General features: G+C 58.2%; 17 protein-coding genes. 4 read left to right on the top strand and 13 right to left on the bottom strand.

Features of this window, described 5'->3' with window-relative positions:
- Positions 1-153 precede the first annotated feature (153 nt).
- Entirely contained in the window at positions 154-1,254 is a 1,101-nt protein-coding gene (chaA, locus tag AB8804_RS01780) for a sodium-potassium/proton antiporter ChaA (RefSeq protein ID WP_371182395.1), read from the top strand.
- A gap of 45 nt (positions 1,255-1,299) precedes the next feature.
- Here chaA and AB8804_RS01775 read toward each other — a convergent pair whose 3' ends face one another.
- From AB8804_RS01775 to AB8804_RS01745, 7 genes are all read right to left on the bottom strand, one after another.
- Complete coding sequence (locus tag AB8804_RS01775; RefSeq protein ID WP_371182393.1) at positions 1,300-2,532, bottom strand: cystathionine gamma-synthase family protein; 1,233 nt, start codon at positions 2,530-2,532, stop codon at positions 1,300-1,302.
- Between the two features lie 31 nt (positions 2,533-2,563).
- On the bottom strand, positions 2,564-3,883 hold the full coding sequence (locus AB8804_RS01770) for a sulfotransferase (protein ID WP_371182390.1): 1,320 nt from the start codon (positions 3,881-3,883) through the stop codon (positions 2,564-2,566).
- Positions 3,805-5,103, bottom strand: a complete 1,299-nt coding sequence (locus AB8804_RS01765) for an ATP-grasp domain-containing protein (protein WP_371182388.1) — start codon at positions 5,101-5,103, stop codon at positions 3,805-3,807. Before AB8804_RS01765 ends, AB8804_RS01770 begins: the two co-directional genes overlap by 79 nt.
- Before the next feature lie 3 nt (positions 5,104-5,106).
- Positions 5,107-6,450 carry a hypothetical protein gene (locus AB8804_RS01760; RefSeq protein ID WP_371182385.1) on the bottom strand — a complete coding sequence of 448 codons (1,344 nt, stop codon included), beginning with the start codon at positions 6,448-6,450 and terminating at the stop codon, positions 5,107-5,109.
- An 18-nt stretch (positions 6,451-6,468) separates the two neighbouring features.
- Complete coding sequence (locus tag AB8804_RS01755; protein ID WP_371182383.1) at positions 6,469-8,298, bottom strand: carbamoyltransferase; 1,830 nt, start codon at positions 8,296-8,298, stop codon at positions 6,469-6,471.
- A complete protein-coding gene (locus tag AB8804_RS01750) occupies positions 8,295-10,415 on the bottom strand; it encodes an iron-containing redox enzyme family protein (RefSeq protein WP_371182381.1) in 2,121 nt (706 codons plus the stop codon). The genes AB8804_RS01755 and AB8804_RS01750 overlap by 4 nt, the downstream gene beginning before the upstream one ends.
- Positions 10,416-10,568: 153 nt before the next feature.
- Positions 10,569-11,489: an SGNH/GDSL hydrolase family protein gene (locus AB8804_RS01745; protein ID WP_371182379.1), complete on the bottom strand. Its 921-nt coding sequence runs from the start codon at positions 11,487-11,489 to the stop codon at positions 10,569-10,571.
- A gap of 280 nt (positions 11,490-11,769) precedes the next feature.
- Between AB8804_RS01745 and AB8804_RS01740 the strand changes: the two genes are divergently transcribed.
- Positions 11,770-12,015, top strand: coding sequence for a hypothetical protein (locus AB8804_RS01740; protein WP_371182377.1), 246 nt, complete (start codon positions 11,770-11,772; stop codon positions 12,013-12,015).
- Positions 12,016-12,131: 116 nt separating this feature from the next.
- On the opposite strand, the gene kdsA is transcribed toward AB8804_RS01740, so the two are convergent.
- Genes kdsA through hemA form a run of 6 tightly spaced genes read right to left on the bottom strand, consistent with a single transcriptional unit; the run spans position 12,132 to position 17,432 of the window.
- The gene (kdsA, locus tag AB8804_RS01735) at positions 12,132-12,986 is read right to left on the bottom strand and encodes a 3-deoxy-8-phosphooctulonate synthase (protein ID WP_006175888.1); all 855 of its coding nucleotides are present in this window, start codon (positions 12,984-12,986) and stop codon (positions 12,132-12,134) included.
- A gap of 36 nt (positions 12,987-13,022) precedes the next feature.
- Positions 13,023-13,832: an invasion regulator SirB1 gene (sirB1, locus tag AB8804_RS01730; protein ID WP_112011611.1), complete on the bottom strand. Its 810-nt coding sequence runs from the start codon at positions 13,830-13,832 to the stop codon at positions 13,023-13,025.
- Positions 13,833-13,835: 3 nt separating this feature from the next.
- Positions 13,836-14,222, bottom strand: a complete 387-nt coding sequence (sirB2, locus tag AB8804_RS01725; RefSeq protein WP_371182373.1) for an invasion regulator SirB2 — start codon at positions 14,220-14,222, stop codon at positions 13,836-13,838.
- Positions 14,222-15,052: a peptide chain release factor N(5)-glutamine methyltransferase gene (prmC, locus tag AB8804_RS01720; protein WP_371182370.1), complete on the bottom strand. Its 831-nt coding sequence runs from the start codon at positions 15,050-15,052 to the stop codon at positions 14,222-14,224. The genes sirB2 and prmC overlap by 1 nt, the downstream gene beginning before the upstream one ends.
- Positions 15,052-16,134 carry a peptide chain release factor 1 gene (gene prfA / locus AB8804_RS01715; protein ID WP_371182368.1) on the bottom strand — a complete coding sequence of 361 codons (1,083 nt, stop codon included), beginning with the start codon at positions 16,132-16,134 and terminating at the stop codon, positions 15,052-15,054. The genes prmC and prfA overlap by 1 nt, the downstream gene beginning before the upstream one ends.
- A gap of 41 nt (positions 16,135-16,175) precedes the next feature.
- Positions 16,176-17,432, bottom strand: coding sequence for a glutamyl-tRNA reductase (gene hemA, locus AB8804_RS01710; protein WP_371182366.1), 1,257 nt, complete (start codon positions 17,430-17,432; stop codon positions 16,176-16,178).
- A gap of 232 nt (positions 17,433-17,664) precedes the next feature.
- Between hemA and lolB the strand changes: the two genes are divergently transcribed.
- The gene (gene lolB / locus AB8804_RS01705) at positions 17,665-18,276 is read left to right on the top strand and encodes a lipoprotein insertase outer membrane protein LolB (RefSeq protein WP_371182364.1); all 612 of its coding nucleotides are present in this window, start codon (positions 17,665-17,667) and stop codon (positions 18,274-18,276) included.
- On the top strand, positions 18,273-19,142 hold the full coding sequence (gene ispE / locus AB8804_RS01700; protein WP_371182361.1) for a 4-(cytidine 5'-diphospho)-2-C-methyl-D-erythritol kinase: 870 nt from the start codon (positions 18,273-18,275) through the stop codon (positions 19,140-19,142). The genes lolB and ispE overlap by 4 nt, the downstream gene beginning before the upstream one ends.
- Positions 19,143-19,161 lie beyond the last annotated feature (19 nt).

The following is a 19,161-nucleotide window of genomic DNA, read 5'->3' as shown; positions in this document are numbered from 1 at the left end:
AGACAAACAGCGTCATTATACGCGTCACGAATGAATAACTGGCAAAGCCGTAAAATTAAGTAAACTTTCAAGGATAATCGTCATAAATCTGTTAGTTTATTGACCTCAAAATTCTATCTATAATTACAACCACCTGCATTGATGGAGAAGCACATGACAGCAGCACATGAGGCGGTTAAGACCCGCCACAAGGAGACATCTCTCATTTTCCCTGTTCTGGCACTGGCGGTGCTGCTCTTCTGGGGAAGCAGCCAGTCACTGCCAGTGGTTGTGGGGATTAACATTCTTGCCCTGATGGGGATCCTCACCAGCGCCTTCAGCGTGGTTCGCCATGCGGACGTCTTAGCCCACCGCCTGGGCGAGCCGTACGGTTCTTTAATTTTAAGCCTTTCCGTTGTTATCCTTGAAGTCAGCCTGATTTCTGCGCTGATGGCCACGGGCGACGCTGCGCCAACCCTGATGCGCGACACGCTCTATTCCATCATTATGATTGTGACGGGCGGTCTGGTCGGGTTTTCACTGCTGCTGGGCGGGCGCAAATTCGCCACCCAATATATGAATCTGTTTGGCATCAAACAGTATCTGATTGCCCTCTTCCCGCTGGCGATTATCGTTCTGGTCTTCCCGATGGCGCTGCCGGGCGCGAATTTCACCACCGGGCAGGCGCTGCTGGTGGCGGTGATTTCAGCCGCGATGTACGGCGTGTTCCTGCTGATTCAGACCAAAACGCACCAGAGCCTGTTTGTTTACGAGCATGAAGACGACGGCGACGATGACGACCCGCACCACGGCAAACCGTCCGCCCACAGCAGCGCCTGGCACACCGTTTGGCTGATCGTCCATCTTATTGCGGTGATTGCCGTGACCAAGATGAACGCCAATCCGCTGGAGACGCTGCTGACCGAGCTGAACGCGCCCGTGGCATTTACCGGCTTCCTCGTTGCGCTGCTGATCCTCTCCCCGGAAGGGCTGGGGGCGCTGAAGGCGGTGCTGAACAACCAGGTGCAGCGCGCGATGAACCTGTTCTTTGGTTCCGTGCTGGCGACCATTTCACTCACCGTTCCGGTGGTGACGCTGATTGCGTTTATGACCGGCAACGAGCTGCGGTTTGCGCTGGGCGCGCCGGAGATGATTGTAATGGTGGCGTCGCTGCTGCTGTGCCAGATTTCATTCTCCACGGGCCGCACCAACGTGCTGAACGGCGCGGCGCATATGGCGCTGTTTATTGCCTACCTGATGACGATCTTTGCGTAACGCACCGTGGGGAGCGGATTGCTCCCTCCCCACCGCTAACCCCGTCTAACGTAACGCCTGATCAAAATCCGCGATCAGGTCTTCGACATCTTCCAGCCCTACCGAGACGCGCACCAGGCCATCCGGGATATTCATTAGCTTGCGCATCTCTGCGCCGGACTCCCAAAACACGGTTGGCGCAACGGGGATGGCGAGCGTGCGCGTATCCCCCATTCCCGTGGCGCGAGATACGATGCGTAGCCGGTTCATCATCGGCAGCAGCGCCTCGATATCCGCGACCTCAAACGAGAGCAGCCAGGAGCCAGCGCGAAAATGGCGCAGGGCATACTCATGCTGAGGATGGCTGGGTAAAAACGGATAAAGCACGTTTTTCACCTTCGGATGCGTTTCCAGAAACTGAGCCAGCGCGAGCGCGGTGGCGCTGCTCCTGGCCACCCTTAGCTCCAGCGTTTCCATCCCAATGGCGATCTGATGCGCATGTTCCGACGAAAGCGACGCCCCCATATCCCGAAGCGCTTTCTTGCGCAGCTGGTTAAGCCCCCACTGCTTGCTGTCGCCTTTGCGGTAGCTTTCTGAAATCGCGGCGTAGTTGCGCCAGTCAAATAGCCCGGTATCCGTTACGGCGCCCCCGAGCGCCGCACCGTGGCCACCCAGCGTTTTGCTGAGCGAGTTGATGGCCAGCCCGGCGCCGACCTTTTTAGGGCTAAAAAGCACCGGAGAGGTGATGGTGTTGTCGATGACAAACAGGATCCCGTATTTTGCGCACAGCTCGCCGATCCCCTGCAGGTCGGGAACCTCCGTGCCCGGGTTCGCAATGGTTTCAAGAAAGACCATTTTGGTCTGCGGCGTGATGGCGTCGGCCACCTCCTGCAAACGGGTAGAATCGACCTTGCTCACGCCAACGCCCAGCCCGGACAGCGTATCCAGCAGGCTGTTGGTGCCGGCAAAAACATAGCGACTCGTCACCAGGTGGTCACCGGCGCGCAGCATCGTCAGAAATACCGCCGCAATGGCCCCCATGCCGGTGGCGAAGCAGACGCTCCCAATCCCCTCTTCCAGCATGGTCATTTTGGTCTCAAGGGCGGCGGTCGTCGGGGTTCCGGTGCGCGAATAGTTAAATGCGCCTTTCAGCCTGCCCTGAAAGACATCCAGTAAATCCTCAATCCGTTCGAAATCATATTGAACGGCAGTATGAATAGGTTTGCGGATCGCCCCGTGCTCGACGCCAAAGTGACGGTCAGCGTGGACGATACGGGAGGTTAATGATTGCTTAGACATACAAAATCCTGTTTATAAAATCGTTAGAGGATCACTCTTCCACTGACGTCAAAGAAGGCGTCATATCCGGCGCGGGAAATACCCGATAACGCTCCAGAAAAGCGCTGTAGTTTTCAAAGCCCGTTACCGTTTCTTTAACGTTGTTATATCCGCGCTTGCGATTGCGCTGAATTTCCTGCAGCTCGTTTAACCGATGGCGGAATGTGTCGGTCATCGGAATGCCTAATTCGGCGTAAACTCGCTCGAGGGTGCCAGGGATATTTTCCAGCAGCTGCGCGTAGTCCACATAGGTAATTGCCCCTTTCGCTTCCAGCTCCTGGCAGAACGTCATCTGCTGCTGGCACTGGCGTATGCGGAAATTGAGGTTATCGTCGTGATAGCCCGTCAGCGAATGCGGGTTGATGCCGTGCTTTGCGCGAATCGAGGCTTCCGATGCCGAAATATAGGAGTTCACAAAGCCGCCGGGCTCACGCCCAATGCACAGGAAACGGGCGTGAGGAAAGGCAGCGTAGAGCTCACGATAGAAATCCGCGTTCTCGTTCTCCTTCGTTAACCACATGCGGCCATTGCCCCGGTGATATGCGCCCCGACGCACGACGCCGGCCAGCCCCCGGACCATTTTCCGTTTGGCATACGAAGAGAGTGAGTCCACCGCCTCGATCCGGCGCAGCACGTTTGCAAACGGAAAGCGACGCCAGGTGAAATAGTGGTGGTACATATTTTCTTCAAGAAATACGCCGTGCCCTTCAATCGATCCTAACGTGTGCGCGTGCATTTTTGAGGCCAGACGGCCCTGTTCCGTATTGGGCCAGTAATCAATTTTTTCCAGCCGCTCGCGGATGCCCAAAAAATCAAATAAGCGCCACGCCAGGATGCTCGGCACGCGCCAGTCGAGGTGCTTTAAGGTGAAAAAATTCGTTTCATCCTCTGCGAGCGTGCGCAGCAAAAACGTGGTGCCGCTGCGCGGCTGGCTGATAATAAATAAAGGGCCAGCGACCTCCTGCTTGCGATATCCCCGAACGAAGATATCGTCCAGACGATACAGCAGGCCTGAAAGCGGCAGGTAAAAGAAGCTTTTGATTAAATACCCCAGCAGCGCTCTCTTTTCCTTTGACGATATTTCAGTGCTCTTAATGCTTGAGAAAAAAACAATAAAGTACGAATGCCAAAGCGGAAACGGACTGCTGATATAGATCAGCGCAATGACGCCAACAATCGAAAGCGCGGGAAACATTCCTCTCTCCTTTAAGACGTAGATCGTAAAATGGCTCGTTATTTGAGTAACAGGTAGTCTTCGCCGGAGCGACGAAGCGCCAGTTCCGTTTTCTCGGCAGCGGTCATGATGATCCATTCCGCCAGCAGGCTGGCCTCGACGGCAGACGGGCGGACCAGCTGAAAATGCCAGGGGTACCAGGTGCTGTTCATGTCGGGCACGTGCATGCCCGGCGCGTACTGATAGGAAAGCTGAGACAGGAGCGGGCGAAAATCGGCGTCCCAGTCCTTTTCGCTGAAGTCGTCGGCTAAGCGCGCGGGATGTTTTGGCCCCAGGCTGCGGGTGGCCGCCGCGCGTACGGGGTTGATATTCCGACAGATCGCCGGCATGCGCCCCGTCAGGAAAATTTCCAGCAGCACCTCATAGGGGTCGATATCCGTGGCAAGGTTAAATACCGCCGGAATGTTCCCCCCCATAATGCGCGGGTTAATTTCCACCAGCACCGGGCCCTCTGGGCCATAAATCAGTTCAATGTGGAAAACGCCCAGATTCAGCTTACAGGCCCGCACCACGCTGGCCGTGTACTCAAACATGGCATCGCGGATCGTCGTTGATACGGGGGCCGGGATAACGGTGCCCAGCTCGATGGCCGGATTTTCCGTGCAGCGCTTGCGCCACGAGAGCACCATGGGCTGAATTTCCCCCCCGGCAACCGCAATTTCGACCGAGAACAGCGGCCCCTCCACGTAGTGTTCCAGGAGCGTCTCGGCGGACATCGCGTCAATGTAGCCCTCCGGCCCTTCGACCGCGCCGCTCAGGCTGGCAAAATAGCTTACCAGCTCATCGTCATTCTCAACCTTCAGCGCGCGAAGGCTCGCCGCCCCGACCTTCGGTTTGGCAATCATCGGGTAGCCTATGCGCAGCGCAGCCTCCCGGGCCGCGTCAAGGCTATCCACCACCGCATATGCCACCGACGTCAGGCCACAGGCCGCAATTTGCCTGCGGCATAGCGCCTTATCCTGCGAAAGATGCACGGCTTCCGGGTCGGTGCCCGGGAGCCCTAACGCCTTCGCGCATCGGGCCACCGAGGCCACATTGACTTCGATGACGGTAAACAGCGCGTCAATTTTCCGCTCGGCGTCGAGCGATTTGAGCGTCGCCAGCAGCGTTGCCTCGTCCTGCGCGGTGTCGATGGTGATAACCCGGTCGGTTAGCTCGGGGGCGCGAAGATGGTCAAAGCTGACCACCAGCTCCTCTAACCGCCGTGAACCGATAAACGTGACGTAGTGCCCGGCCCGCTTAGCGGCGCGCAGCGCGCGCAGACCGATACGGTTGGAATCAACGATAACGACATGCATAACTTACTCTCCTTCACTCAGGGCGCTGGATCCGCGTTTCTTGCCCAGAAACGCGTTGATGAAAACGGGCACCATCAGCGCGAGCACGATAAAGCTCAGCGTAACGGCACCAAAATTAAGGTGCTCAACCAGGATGCTCCCCAGCAGCGCGACCACTATCATTAAGCCCAGCGCCAGCGCGTTGGCATTTGCCACTATTTTTGACAGCTGCTCGGGAGGCGCAGCGACAATCATGTAGCGCTGGTGAACGGCCCAGGCGACCTCAAACAGCAGCGCAAACAGGCCATACACCGCCAGGCCCGGGAGTGCGGCGGTAATAAAGGAAAGCGGCAGCATCAGCAGCAGGGTAAACAGGTGGGAAACCGGGGCGGCAACGGCATAGCGATTGCCGGAGAGATCCAGCCGCGCGGCGAAAATCGCGCCCACGATATAGGCAAAGCTGGCGATGGTTTGTATCAGCGCAATGCCGGACGGGTCCATGCCGAGCTGGTCGGTCGGGAACACCGAGCGCGCAACGTTCTGATAGCCCTGGTAAAGCGCAACGGTCGAGACGTAGTAGATAATCGACATGCGCAGACGGGTGTCGCGCACGGTTGTGCTCTGCGATGCCCCGGCGGCAGGCACCGCTTTTGCCATGCTGGCCGTCGCCGGCAGGCGCGTATAAAGATAGCCCGCCACGAGATGACACAGCGTACAGAGTCCCAGAATGGCCTCCAGCGGGAGCACCGACAGCAGCAGCGCCCCCATTAGCGCGCCCACTCCGGCACCGGCCAGCATCGCCGTGTTGTAGTACGACGCCGCCTGATTCAGCGCCTGGCCTGAAAAATAGCTCTTCAACGCCACGGCCCGCGACATCTTGGACAAAGAGTCCAGCCCGCCCTTCAGAAGAAGTAGAACGATCATCGCGTAATACGAGCCGGAAACGAACGCAATGGCGGGAACAATCATCGCGCTGACGAACTCGGAGGTGAGCAGCAGGTTACGGGCCGAGTAGCTGGCCCCCGCGCGGCGGATGAGCGGCAAAGCCAGTACGGCAGGCAGCCACTGGGTCAGCACAATCATGTTGGCCGCCAGCGGAGAGGCGCTATCGTTAAACACGCGCGCGGCCAGCACCATCAGCAGGAAAAACGTCGCCAGGGAGGCCAGGAAAATGGCCGCCCAGATTTTCAGGAAGATTGACCGGGTTGAACGGTCAAGCCCCTTTTCCGCGTGCGCCACCGGGCGATCCCACGCGCTGACGCGCAGATGGAACCGGCGTTCAAACCGACCGTGTCCCAGGAGCTTGCGCCATGCCCATATCGGGATGAAAAGAAGAACATAAAGAGCGGTAGTGAGTGCTTTCAGCATGGTTGCTTGCCTCTTAACTTAATCAAGCGCGATTTCGGTACGCCAGTCGGTGTCATTCTCCAGGGCGGGCTGCTCTTCCTTACGCAAGATACAGTTGCCCAACACCAGAAGGTCGATATTTGTCCGCATAAAGCAGAGGTAGGCTTCGGCCGGCGTGCAGACAATCGGCTCCCCTCTGACGTTAAAAGAGGTATTGACCAGCACGGGGTATCCCGTCATGTCATCAAATCGCTGTAAAAGCTGCGCCAGAAGCGGATTGATCTCCGGGTGTACGGTTTGCACGCGCGCGGAGTTATCGACGTGCGTAATGGCAGGCATCGTCGAGCGGACGTCATTGATCGAGCCCAGATGACGGCTCGAAACGGGCTTAAGCCACCTTTCGCGCACGTCTGATACCACCAGCATATAGGGGCTTTCCTGGCGAACATCGAAGAACTCCGCCGCGCGCTCGGCCAGCACCATGGGGGCGAAGGGCCGGAAGGACTCGCGAAACTTGATCTTCAGGTTCATGGTCTTTTGCATTTCGACATTGCGAGGGTCGCCCAAAATGGAGCGCGCCCCCAGCGCCCTTGGCCCGAACTCCATTCTTCCCTGGAACCAGCCGACCACCTTCCCGGACGCCAGGGCGTCGGCCGTTGTGTTCAGCATCTGCTGTTCGGTTAGCCGCTGATAGGGAGCCCCCTGCTCGTCCAGATAGCGCATCACCTCGTCGTCACTGAATGCCGGGCCAAGATAGGCCCCCTGCATCGCATCCCGATGCCCGGACGCGGGGATCATCCGTTTTTGCCGGTGCTTCGCATCCTGTTCAAGCGCAACGCCCAACGCGCATCCGGCGTCTCCTGCCGCAGGCTGGATCCAAATCTCATCGAAGATCTCCGCCCGAGAGAGGCAGCCGTTCGCCACGCAGTTCAGGGCGACGCCGCCAGCGATGCACAGCCGCGATTCCCCCGTCATTTTCTTCGCGGCGCGCGCCAGCCCCAGAACCACCTCTTCGGCAACCTTCTGAATGGAGGCGGCAAAATCGCAGTCGTCCTGAGTAATCTCGCTCTCCGGCTGGCGTTTCGGACGCCCAAACAGCGCCTCAAATTTTTCGCCCACCATGTTCCGCCCCTGCAAAAAGGCAAAATATTTCATATTGAGCGAGAAAGAGCCGTCGTCGCGCAGCGTAATCAGCTCATCGAGTATTTTTTGCGCGTAGCGGGGTTCACCATACGGCGCAAGCCCCATCAGCTTGTACTCGCCGGAATCCACCTTGAAGCCGCAAAAGTCGGTAAAGGCGGAATACAGCAGGCCGAGCGAATGCGGGTAGGAAATGGCGTTTTTCAACGTGAGGTCGGTGTTCTTTCCATGCCAGATGCTGGTGGTTTGCCACTCGCCCACCCCGTCAATGCAGAGAACGGCAGCGCTGTCATAGGGGGAGGGATAAAATGCGGAGGCCGCATGGGAGCGGTGGTGCGTCCCGAAAATAATTCCCCCTTTTGGCTGCCCGCGGTTGATTTCCCGCAGCGCAGACAGGAGCCGCTTCTCTGGCCTGGCCTTCCAGCGGATCCACTGCGGGAATACCTGCTGAAACACGGCAAGACCGCCCGGCCCCGCGCTGGCAAAGGAGGAGATCAAACGCCTGAACTTGAGGTTGGGCGCATCGTAAAAGCTGACTGACGCGAGGTCATCGAGCGCGATGCCCGCCTCATCCAGACAGTAGCGGATGGCATCCGCAGGGAACCCGCTGTCGTGCCGTATCCTGCTGAATCTCTCCTGCTGCGCGGCGGCGATAATGTTCCCTTCTGATATCAGGGCTGCCGCGCTGTCATGATAGTAGGCCGAAATGCCTAAATGGTACTGTCTCACTCTGCCACCTCGAAAGAATGCAACTGGCGATGTAATAAGGGGGAAAGATTGCCCGCAGCGCCCGGCTCTTGCGCTCGGGACGCGAAGAAATTCAGCCGCTCAGGGGCATCAACTTCCGGCGCGAGGGATTCATACCCTCGCCGTATGCGCGCCCAGGATTCAGCTACCGGCAGCAGATCCTGCGTGTGCTGCATCCAGGCATCGATGGCCTCTGCGGCCCACGCGGCGTGCCCGGTCGAGACGTTATCGATCGTGTTGTGTAAATCGACAAAGGTGGTCGGCAGGCCATGGTGCTTGAGAAAACGGTGGGCATTTCGGTAAGTGCCGCCGACGCCCGACAGCTCCATCGCCAGATTCATGCCTAAAATTTCCGGGCGGTAGGTCAGCGGGAATTTACCGAGGCACAGCCAGTAAACTGGCAGCTGAAACGCCGCGTCGTCGAAGCGCGGTTCCTGGGCAAACGCCAGCGAGCCGGTTGCCGGCAGGGTTATCGACATCGCGGCCAGGACATCACGGTAGATCTTCGGGTGATTCAGCCGCCACTGGCCGTTCCCCAGTTCGTCCCAGTAGGTCTCAAACAGCGGGCTTCCGGTGCGGGTGGAGGCAAGTGTGATATCGGTAAAGCCCTGAAGCCACGCGCCGTCAATCAGGGTGAGCGGCGCCAGCTGAAGCGTCTGCGCAATCACCGCCTCCCGGGTGGGCATTTCGGCATCCTGCGAGGCGTTAAAACGTTGGGCATGCGCGTCGTGCGAAGCCAGCAGCCATTCCCGAAGCACGCCCGGAGACCACGCCTGCGGGAAAGCGCGGGCGCTTTTGTCGACGGAGTCTTGTGATTTTTCCAGCCAAAAGGTGCAGTACCGCCTGGCGAACTCGCGCAGGCCGGGGGTGAGCGCTCTGCCCTGCAGCAGATAATACGCGCTGCGGATGTCGCCGGGCCGGACGCCGAGCGAGCAGTCGCCCGCCCGGACCTCCCGATAGGCAGACGCAACGCGCACTTCAGCCGGTAGCGGCGTCTCGTCGGCGGCGGGACCATCGGCCAGGCTGAGGATCCAGCGGCGGATCGTCAAAATATCTTTCCTGCTGAAGATGCGGAACATCGGCCCGTTGTCCGACACCAGTCCGTTGATCAGGGCGCTGCGCTCCGGCACGCCGGGGCGAACCAGGCGGCTACGCCCAATCGCATCCACCAGTGGCAGCGGATTGTCGCGGGCCTCGGTAAACCATCGGCAAAGCGGTCGCCCCTCAAGGCTGAACCCTTCATGATAAACCTGAGCTTCGCGGGCGCGCTCCTGTATGAGGATCGCCATCGCCAGGCGCGGATCGCACAGCGAGCGCACAATCATCAGCACGGCCTCGTCCAGCTCCTGCAGCAGCGCCTCGAAAAGCGCAATGCCAAAGGCGATCCGCTTCTGCGCCGCAGGCTGAGCGCCGAGGCTGTCGAGCAGCGCCTCGCTGTACGGCCGAAGGTTTTCCCCGTAGGGGAAGGCGGCTCCCTGCCCTCGCCCCATGTCGAGGCTCGCCAGCGCAGGATCGGCCGCGTCGAGCGACTGCCAGACGGGCAGAAGACCGGCGGTTCGCCAGGCATAGTCAAAGCCAATCAGCTCATAGTCGAAGGCATCGCTGCGCCTGCTCATTGCGAAGAGCGTGGCGGGAAACCGAAAGCAAATATCGCGGATATCGCGGTTATCGCTTAATTCCCGACCGGCGGTGGCAACGTCATAAGCGCCGTGAACGCGCGCCAGGGCGCAGAACCGGTCAAACCGGGCGTTTTCGGCATTACCTACGCCCACGTCATCAGCAAGCAATGTCAAAAGGCGAAGATGCGCCGCGTCCTCAAAAACGCCCGGCGCGCTCATGCCGTGAAGCGCGGCGCCCATACAGGCAGCCAAAGGGGCCGTTTGTTGCAGAATACTATTCCAGACCGTCGGGCCGGGTGCGGCCTGGGCAAGAAACTGTTGCCAGCGTAAGCCGGATCGATGCAATGCCCCGGAGAGGGAGGTCAGCTGGGCTGAAATACTCTCGACCGGCTGGGGGAGTTCAGGAAATAAACTGCAAATATTATCCGCATCCAGATAAATCTCTGGACGCTTAGAATAAGCAAATACATCGCGCCACATAACGTCTTATTTTCCTGTCAATTAACGGCAAAAACCCTTTGCAACGAGGAACATTCAGTTCCTAAAACATGGGGTAAATAGAGGGATCGTCTTTTTTCTTTTTATTTTTCTTTCGCCGCTGGAACAACGATTTGATAGCACGGATAAGTTTTTTCATGGTTCCCCCTCTCTTTTTGCAAGTTGTTCAAGCAGTATGCGGGCAACGAAATCATGCCCCGCATCGGTAAAATGAATACGGTCGACAAACAGCCAAAAATCATCGGTAATGACTGCCTGAATAGCCGCAGTCAGGTCTATAAAAGCAATATCCAGCTCATGACAGACCGCAGTGAGCCTGTCGCGATACGTTTTATAGGCCGCCTGCGTCAGAATATCGCCGTACTGTTGCGCAAAGCCGCCCTGCTTTTCACGCTCCTCGAAGAGCAATTGTTCTTCCTGAGATCCGCGGCTGCGCACCCAATTTGCCAGAGGCTGAAGCACAAACGTGAGGGGTGCCTTCATATCCGCACACAGTGCCGCCCAGTTTGCTAAATTCCTCCGGGTCAGGCCGACGGCGTACGCTATTTGCGCCTCGAGCGTGGGCACATCGTCCTGCGCTTTATCGTCCTTACGGCTTAGCCAGCGGGAAAAACGCGACGAGCCCGCGCGCTCCATGGCGTTCTGGTACGCATTTCCCATGAAAAACGCGCCATGATCCTGCCTCAGCCGCGCGGGCAAACGCGCCAGGCCCAGATCGTTAAAGCCGGACATCAGCACGACCTCGTCAACCTTTGGTAGCAGGTGGCGGTTAAGCGAAAACAGGATCATCTCCTGGGTGGAATTAAAGCTTCGCCCGCCGAAATTAACCCACGGCGAGCCGGAGGCCTCATTTTCAGTCAGCCGCGATGCCAGCGTATGGCTATCGGCACTGGCGCCAATGCCAAACACCGTTGAGCTTCCCGCGATAACCCGGCAGCGGCTAAGCTGGCTGCAATCACCGACGGAATAACGTCCTCCGCGGGCGTCGCTGTACCTGAATCCCCGGCTATCGGTATTAATGACCGGCGATCGATAATTATACGGATGAAAGTACATGATATATGGAAGCCAATTAATCTTGCCATCGTCAGCAAATTCTTCTGAATATGCCCGCATGTATGGCGTTAATTGTTCCACAGCAGTCATCATTACTCCCAATTATTATTCTGGCGCCTGATGCTCACAGACGTTATTGTGAAAATATATTTTACCCGCAGTTACGCATCGCCAGGCGCGACGAGATTATTTTCTTATTAATCTTTTCTGTCGCCTGCGCTTACGAAGAATATATTCTGTATCGTTTTAAAATCAGCATTCCTTATTTCGGGCGCTTTGAATGTATATCTATCGCCAAAAACAAGTCAATCACAAAAATTTAACATGCCGATTGAGCCAATTTCACGCTAATGGCAATTCGCCTCTGACGGCAGAATTTTCACCTGCTAAAATTGCTATACCAGATACTATTCGCTTAACTTCGAAAAATTACCGCACGCCTGTACGAGATGAAATATTTTCATCTTATTTAATGGTGATAATTAGCCGTGCATTATTAGCGATGCTAATAGGGTTTTCAGCCTGACAGGATTAACCGCTAATTGTCACGGTAAGAAACAATATTGAAACCGAACAATTATTCCAGATATAAAAAAACCCGCCGAGGCGGGTTTCGTTAACTGCGCGAGTAGCGGGCGCGGATCAGTTGCTGGTGTCCAGCTCGTCGAAGCTCTTCACCAGGTCGTCGATGGCTTTAATCTGCTTCAGGAACGGCTCCAGCTTGTCCAGCGGCAGCGCGGACGGACCGTCGCACTTCGCGTTGGCCGGATCCGGATGCGCTTCAATGAACAGACCCGCCAGGCCGGTCGCCATACCGGCACGCGCCAGCTCGGTCACCTGCGCACGACGGCCGCCGGACGCGGCGCCGAACGGGTCGCGGCACTGCAGGGCGTGGGTGACGTCGAAGATCACCGGAGACTGGTTGGAAACGTTCTTCATCACGCTGAAGCCCAGCATGTCGACAACCAGATTGTCGTAACCGAAGTTTGCGCCGCGGTCGCACAGGATCACCTTGTCATTACCGCCTTCAATAAACTTATCGACGATGTTACCCATCTGGCCTGGGCTCACGAACTGCGGTTTTTTCACGTTGATCACGGCGCCGGTTTTCGCCATCGCGGCAACCAGGTCGGTCTGGCGCGCCAGGAACGCGGGCAGCTGAATCACGTCAACCACGTCGGCGACAGGCTGCGCCTGGGACGCTTCATGCACGTCGGTGATCACCTTCACGCCAAACGTCTGCTTCAGTTCCTGGAAAATCTTCATCCCCTCTTCGAGGCCCGGGCCGCGGTAGGAGTTGATGGAGGAACGGTTGGCTTTGTCAAAAGAGGCTTTGAACACGTACGGAATGCCCAGCTTCTGGGTCACGGTCACGTAGTGTTCGCAGATACGCATAGCGAGATCGCGGGACTCCAGCACGTTCATACCGCCAAACAGCACGAACGGCAGGTCGTTTGCCACGTTGATATCACCAATGCTAACCACTTTTTGTTTCATAGGATCGCCTTATTCAGGTGTGAATCGGAATTAAGATTAATGCAGTGTAATTTGTTTGTGCGAAATCGCGTTGATCTGCGCGCGGATCATTTCGCTAATCGGATCTTCCGGGCACTGCTCAACGAAATAGCTCAAATCGTTCAGCGCGACGTGCTCGCAGTCAAGCTGAGCGTAAATAAGCCCGCGGTCGCGAATTTCGTACGGATCTTCAGGATTAAACTGCAGCAGCACTTCGCTGGCGCGCAGCGCAAGCTCCATCTGCCGCTCTTCCATCAGCGCCGACTTCAGCGTATCCAGCAGCTTGCGGATCACTTCCGCGTTATCCGCCTCGTCGAGATCTTCGTTAAACAGCTCGGCAACCGGACTGATGTTGCCTTTCAGCCACACGTCCAGCGTATGCTCATCCAGCGTGTCGCCGTTGAACGGGTTAATGAGCCACATTTCGCCGTCCAGCCACTCGGCGCGCAGGATCATCTGCGTCGGGAAGATGACCGGCACCAGCGGAATATCCAGACGATGCGCAACCCACAGCAGAATAGCGCCCAGCGCCACGGCGCTGCCCTGACGATTTTTTAAGACCTGGTCCAGCCATAACGCGTCAGACAGGCGATACACGCCACGCGTGTCGCAGAAACCCCATTCGCCGTAGAAAAGTTCAATTAACTTCTCTAACTGCCAGTCCTGCGGGCGAGCCTGATTGATCTCTTCACGCGCAAGGCTGACCAGGCTTTCCAGCTCCTCGTACACGTACTGCGACGTGAAATCGTCGCGGATCATCTCAGAAATCAGGATCATGCCATCGCAGAGCGGCACTTTATTAAATTCGAAATCGGCTAAGGACCTCATGACTTACCCCAGTAACGGTATTCTTGTGGTGGCGAGTTTAATGATGATGTACAGCACCACCAGACCCAGCAGAAAGGCGATAAACCCGGTCTGCTGGCTGCGCGGACGACGACGCCCAAGCGCGATAAAACCCAAAACGATGTAGATGATAACGCCAAACAGCTTTTCAGTCAGCCATGCGCCTTTATCAGTAAATGGCAGATAGCCCGTCTTCCACATCAATCCGGCGCCGGAAAGGAACAGCACGGTATCGATACAGTGCGGCGCAATGCGTACCCAGCGGGCGTCAATGCGCGGATTGCCGCTGTAGCGCCACCAGTAGCGCAGGATAAAGAAGCTCACGGTCAGCGCAACGGCCGCGAGATGCGCGCCGAGGAGCGCGTAAAACATCACGCCCACCGCCCCAGCGTCAGGCGCTCGTTGCCGCCGTAGTCGCGGCACGTTTCCACCGCGCCGTACCCCGCGCGCGTGAACAGCGCGCGCACCGCCTCGCCCTGCGTCCAGCCGTGCTCCACCAGCAGCCAACCGCCGGGCAGCAAATGTTGCTGTGACGTTGTCACAATGTGCTCGAGATCCGCCAGCCCCTCGTTACCCGCGACCAGCGCGGTGAGCGGTTCGAAGCGCACGTCGCCCTGCGCCAGATGCGGATCGCGTTCATCGATGTACGGCGGATTGCTGACAATCATTCCGAAGACGCGGTTTTCCAGCGCGCTAAACCAGCTGCTTTGCAGCACCGTGACGTTGTTCAGCCCCAGACGCTCGACGTTGCGCTGCGCCAGGGACACGGCGTCGGGCATGACGTCCACCGCCGTGACGGCGCAGTCCGGACGCTCGCTGGCCAGCGCCAGCGCAATCGCGCCGGTGCCGGTGCCGAGGTCAAGAACGTCACAGCCCTGCGCGGGCAAACGCGCCAGCGCCTGCTCCACCAGACACTCGGTGTCCGGGCGCGGGATCAGGGTTGCCGCCGACACGAAAAGCGGCAGCGACCAGAACTCCCGCTCGCCCACCAGATGCGCCACCGGCTCGCCGTTTTTACGACGGACAAGCAGGGCCTCAAGCTGGATTTCCTGCTCAGCGGTCAGCTGCGTCTCACCGAAGGCCAGAAGGTACGTGCGGGCTTTACCCGTCACGTATTCCAGCAAAATTTCGGCGTCACGCTTTGGGCTTTCGCTTTCGGTCAGCTCGCTGACGGCGCGGCGGAGCCAGTGCTGAAAATCCATTATTCCTGCTCGGACAGCGCCGCCAGCTGGTCGGCCTGGTATTCTTGTACGATAGGCTCGATCAGCATGTCGAGCTTGCCTTCCATCGCCTCGTCCAGACGGTAGAGCGTCAGGTTGATGCGGTGGTCGGTGACGCGGCCCTGCGGGAAGTTATAGGTGCGGTTACGGTCGCTGCGATCGCCGCTGCCCAGCAGGTTACGGCGCGTAGAGGCTTCCGCCTGCTGACGTTTCGCCACCTCGGCGGCGCGGATGCGCGCGCCCAGCACGGAGAGCGCCTTGGCCTTGTTTTTGTGCTGGGAACGTTCGTCCTGACACTCCACCACGATGCCGGTTGGCAGGTGGGTAATACGGATAGCGGAGTCGGTGGTGTTAACGTGCTGACCACCCGCCCCTGACGAGCGGAAGGTGTCGATACGCAGGTCCGCCGGGTTGATGTCCGGCAGTTCCGCTTCCGGCAGCTCGGGCATCACCGCAACCGTACAGGCCGAGGTGTGGATACGCCCCTGGGATTCGGTGGCCGGCACGCGCTGCACGCGGTGACCGCCTGACTCAAACTTGAGGCGGCCGTACACGCCGTCGCCGCTGATCTTGGCGATCACCTCTTTGTAGCCGCCGTGCTCGCCTTCGTTGGCGCTCATGATCTCCACGCGCCAGCGGCGGGATTCGGCGTAGCGGCTGTACATGCGGAACAGATCGCCCGCAAACAGCGCCGCTTCGTCACCGCCGGTCCCGGCGCGAACTTCGACAAACGCGTTGCGTTCATCGTCAGGATCTTTCGGCAGCAGGAGCACCTGGAGCTGCTGCTCCATCTCTTCAGAACGCGCCTTCGCCTCCTGCAGCTCTTCCTGCGCCATCTCGCGCATTTCCGGGTCGTCGAGCATCATCTGCGCGGTTTCAATATCTTCCTGAACCTGTCGCCAGTCGGTAAAGCATTTAGAAACATCACTTAACTGCGCGTACTCGCGCGACAGCGCGCGAAAACGTTCCTGGTCTGCAATGGTCCCGGCATCGCCGAGCAGCGCCTGGACTTCCTCATGGCGCTCGTGCAGAGCTTCCAGTTTGGCGACGATAGAAGGCTTCATAGGCGTAAATGCACCTTGTAATAGAAAATGGGTAGGGGGCGCTATTCCAGCCCGAGGCTGTTGCGCAGAATAGTCAGGCGTTCATCATCCCCGTCTCGGGCTGCCTGCTGAAGAGATTTGGTTGGTGCATGGATCAGGCGGTTGGTCAGTTTCCATGCCAGATCCTGCATGATTGCCTGCGCGTCGCCGCCCTGTTCAAGAGCCGCTAGCGCTTTTGCGGTCAGGTCATCACGCACCTGCTCCGCCTGTCCGCGATAGTCGCGGATGGTCTCGCTGACGCTTTGCGCGCGCAGCCAGGCCATAAACTCGCTGGTTTCCTGCTCGACGATCGTTTCCGCCTGCACCGCCGCCGCTTTACGCTGGGCAAGGTTGTGCGAAATGATGCTTTGCAGGTCGTCGACGCTGTAGAGATAGGCGTTAGCCAGCTTGCCGACCTCCGGCTCGACGTCGCGCGGAACGGCGATATCCACCAGCAGCATCGGCTGATTGCGGCGGGACTTCAGCGCGCGCTCCACCATGCCTTTGCCGATAATCGGCAGCGGGCTGGCGGTCGAGCTGATAATGATGTCCGCCTCTTTAAGCCGTTCATCGATATCGCTTAACGCCACGACCTCCGCACCCACTTCGTCCGCCAGAACCTGCGCGCGCTCGCGGGTACGGTTCGCGATAATCATCTTTTTAACCTTGTGCTCGCGCAGGTGGCGCGCCACCAGCTCGATGGTTTCACCCGCGCCAACCAGCAGAACGGTAACCGTCGACAGGGATTCAAAGATCTGACGCGCAAGCGTACAGGCCGCGAAGGCAACGGAAACCGCACTGGCGCCAATGTCGGTTTCGGTTCGCACTCGCTTGGCGACGGAGAAGGATTTCTGGAACATACGCTCCAGCTCGCTGGCCTTCAGATGCCCTTTTTGCGAATCTGCAAAAGCTTTTTTAACCTGACCGAGAATTTGCGGCTCGCCGAGCACCAGCGAATCCAGACCGCTGGCCACGCGCATGAGGTGGCTGACCGCATCGTTGTCATGATGCCAGTACAGGCTGTTGCGCAGCTCTTCTTCGTTGAGGTTGTGGTAGTCGCAGAGCCAGCGGATCAGCGCTTCGTGCAGGTCATCCTGCTCTTCCACGCTGAGATAAAGCTCGGTACGGTTGCACGTCGAGAGCACCACCCCGCCCTGCACCATCGGCTGTGCAAGCAGGCTGTCCAGCGCCAGGTCGAGCGTATCCGGCGAAAACGTAACGCGTTCTCGCAGAGAAACCGGGGCTGTTTTGTGGTTAATACCGAGTGCTAATAGGGTCATGTGAGCGGGAGTAGTACCAGCGTTAATAAGGTTAGCGAAGGCATCATACAGGATGCGCGAGATCAATAAAAGAGACTGCATCCTTTCGGAGTAATCGCTATCTCCGTCATGTAGCTCAAATTATTTACGGCCCGGACAACGCTTTGAGATAATTTGAACGTAGACGCTGCAACAACGGGGCGCTAGCATTAACAATTATAACTGCAACGTATCTCAAGGATTTGTCATCATTATGACCCGAATGATTCGCCTGCTGCCTCTGGCGGCTCTCGTCCTGACCGCGTGTTCCATCACCCCGCCGAAAGGCCCGGGTAAAAGCCCTGACTCGCCTCAGTGGCGTCAGCACCAGCAGGACGTGCGCAATTTGAGCCAGTATCAGACGCGCGGCGCGTTTGCCTATCTGTCTGATGAACAAAAAGTGTATGCCCGATTCTTCTGGCAGCAGACGGGGCAGGATAACTATCGCCTGCTGCTGCTGAACCCGCTGGGCAGCACCGAGCTTGAGCTGATTGCCAAGCCTGGCGAAGCGCAGATCACCGACAACAAAGGCCAGCACTATACCGCGACCGATGCCGAAGAGATGATTGGCAAGCTGACCGGGATGCCTATTCCGCTCAACAGCCTGCGCCAGTGGATCCTCGGCCTGCCGGGCGACGCGACGGACTATACGCTCGACGATCAGTACCGCCTGAGCCAGGTCAACTACGCGCAAAACGGCAAAACCTGGAAGGTGGTTTACAGCGCCTATGACAGCAAGAGCAAACCGTCCCTGCCGTCCAACATGGAGCTGACCCAGGGCACCCAGCGCATCAAGCTTAAAATGGACAACTGGATCGTTAAATGATGACCCAGTGGCCCTCTCCAGCAAAGCTGAACCTGTTTTTATACATTACCGGGCGGCGGGCCGACGGCTATCACACGCTGCAAACCCTGTTTCAGTTTATTGACTATGGCGACACGATCTCCATCGGGCTGCGCCAGGACGGGCAGATCCGCCTGCTCACGCCGGTTGACGGCGTTGAGCATGAGGACAACCTGATCGTGCGCGCCGCGCTTCTGCTGATGAAAGCGGCGGCCGGCTCCGACCGCCTGCCTGCGGGGAGCGGTGCGGATATTGGCGTTGAGAAACGTCTGCCGATGGGCGGCGGCCTGGGCGGCGGGTCTTCCAATGCGGCGACCGTGCTGGTTGCCCTGAACCATCTCTGGGGCTGCGGGCTGTCGACGGACGAACTGGCGGCGCTGGGCCTGACGCTGGGCGCGGACGTTCCCGTCTTCGTGCGCGGCCATGCGGCGTTTGCCGAAGGCGTGGGCGAGATTCTCTCACCGGTGGAACCGCCCGAGAAATGGTACCTGGTCGCCCACCCCGGCGTCAGCGTTCCAACCCCGGTTATCTTTAACGATCCGGACCTCCCGCGAAATACCCCGGTGCGGTCAATAGAAACGTTATTAAATTGTGAATTCAGCAACGATTGCGAGGTTATCGCAAGAAAACGTTTTCGCGAGGTTGATGCGGTGCTTTCCTGGCTGTTAGAATACGCGCCGTCGCGCCTGACTGGCACAGGGGCTTGTGTCTTTGCTGAATTTGACACCGAGTCCGCCGCTCGTCAGGTGCTTGAGCAAGCGCCGGTTTGGCTGCATGGTTTTGTAGCACGCGGGATGAACACCTCCCCTCTACAGCAGGCCATTCTGGCGCAGACTGAGTTTCGGTGACAACGTCACCCTGTTCCAG

This window comes from Enterobacter sp. KBR-315C3_2022 (assembly GCF_041399425.1).
Classification (GTDB): Bacteria; Pseudomonadota; Gammaproteobacteria; order Enterobacterales; family Enterobacteriaceae; genus Enterobacter.
This window is presented reverse-complemented; position numbering and strand designations above follow the sequence as displayed.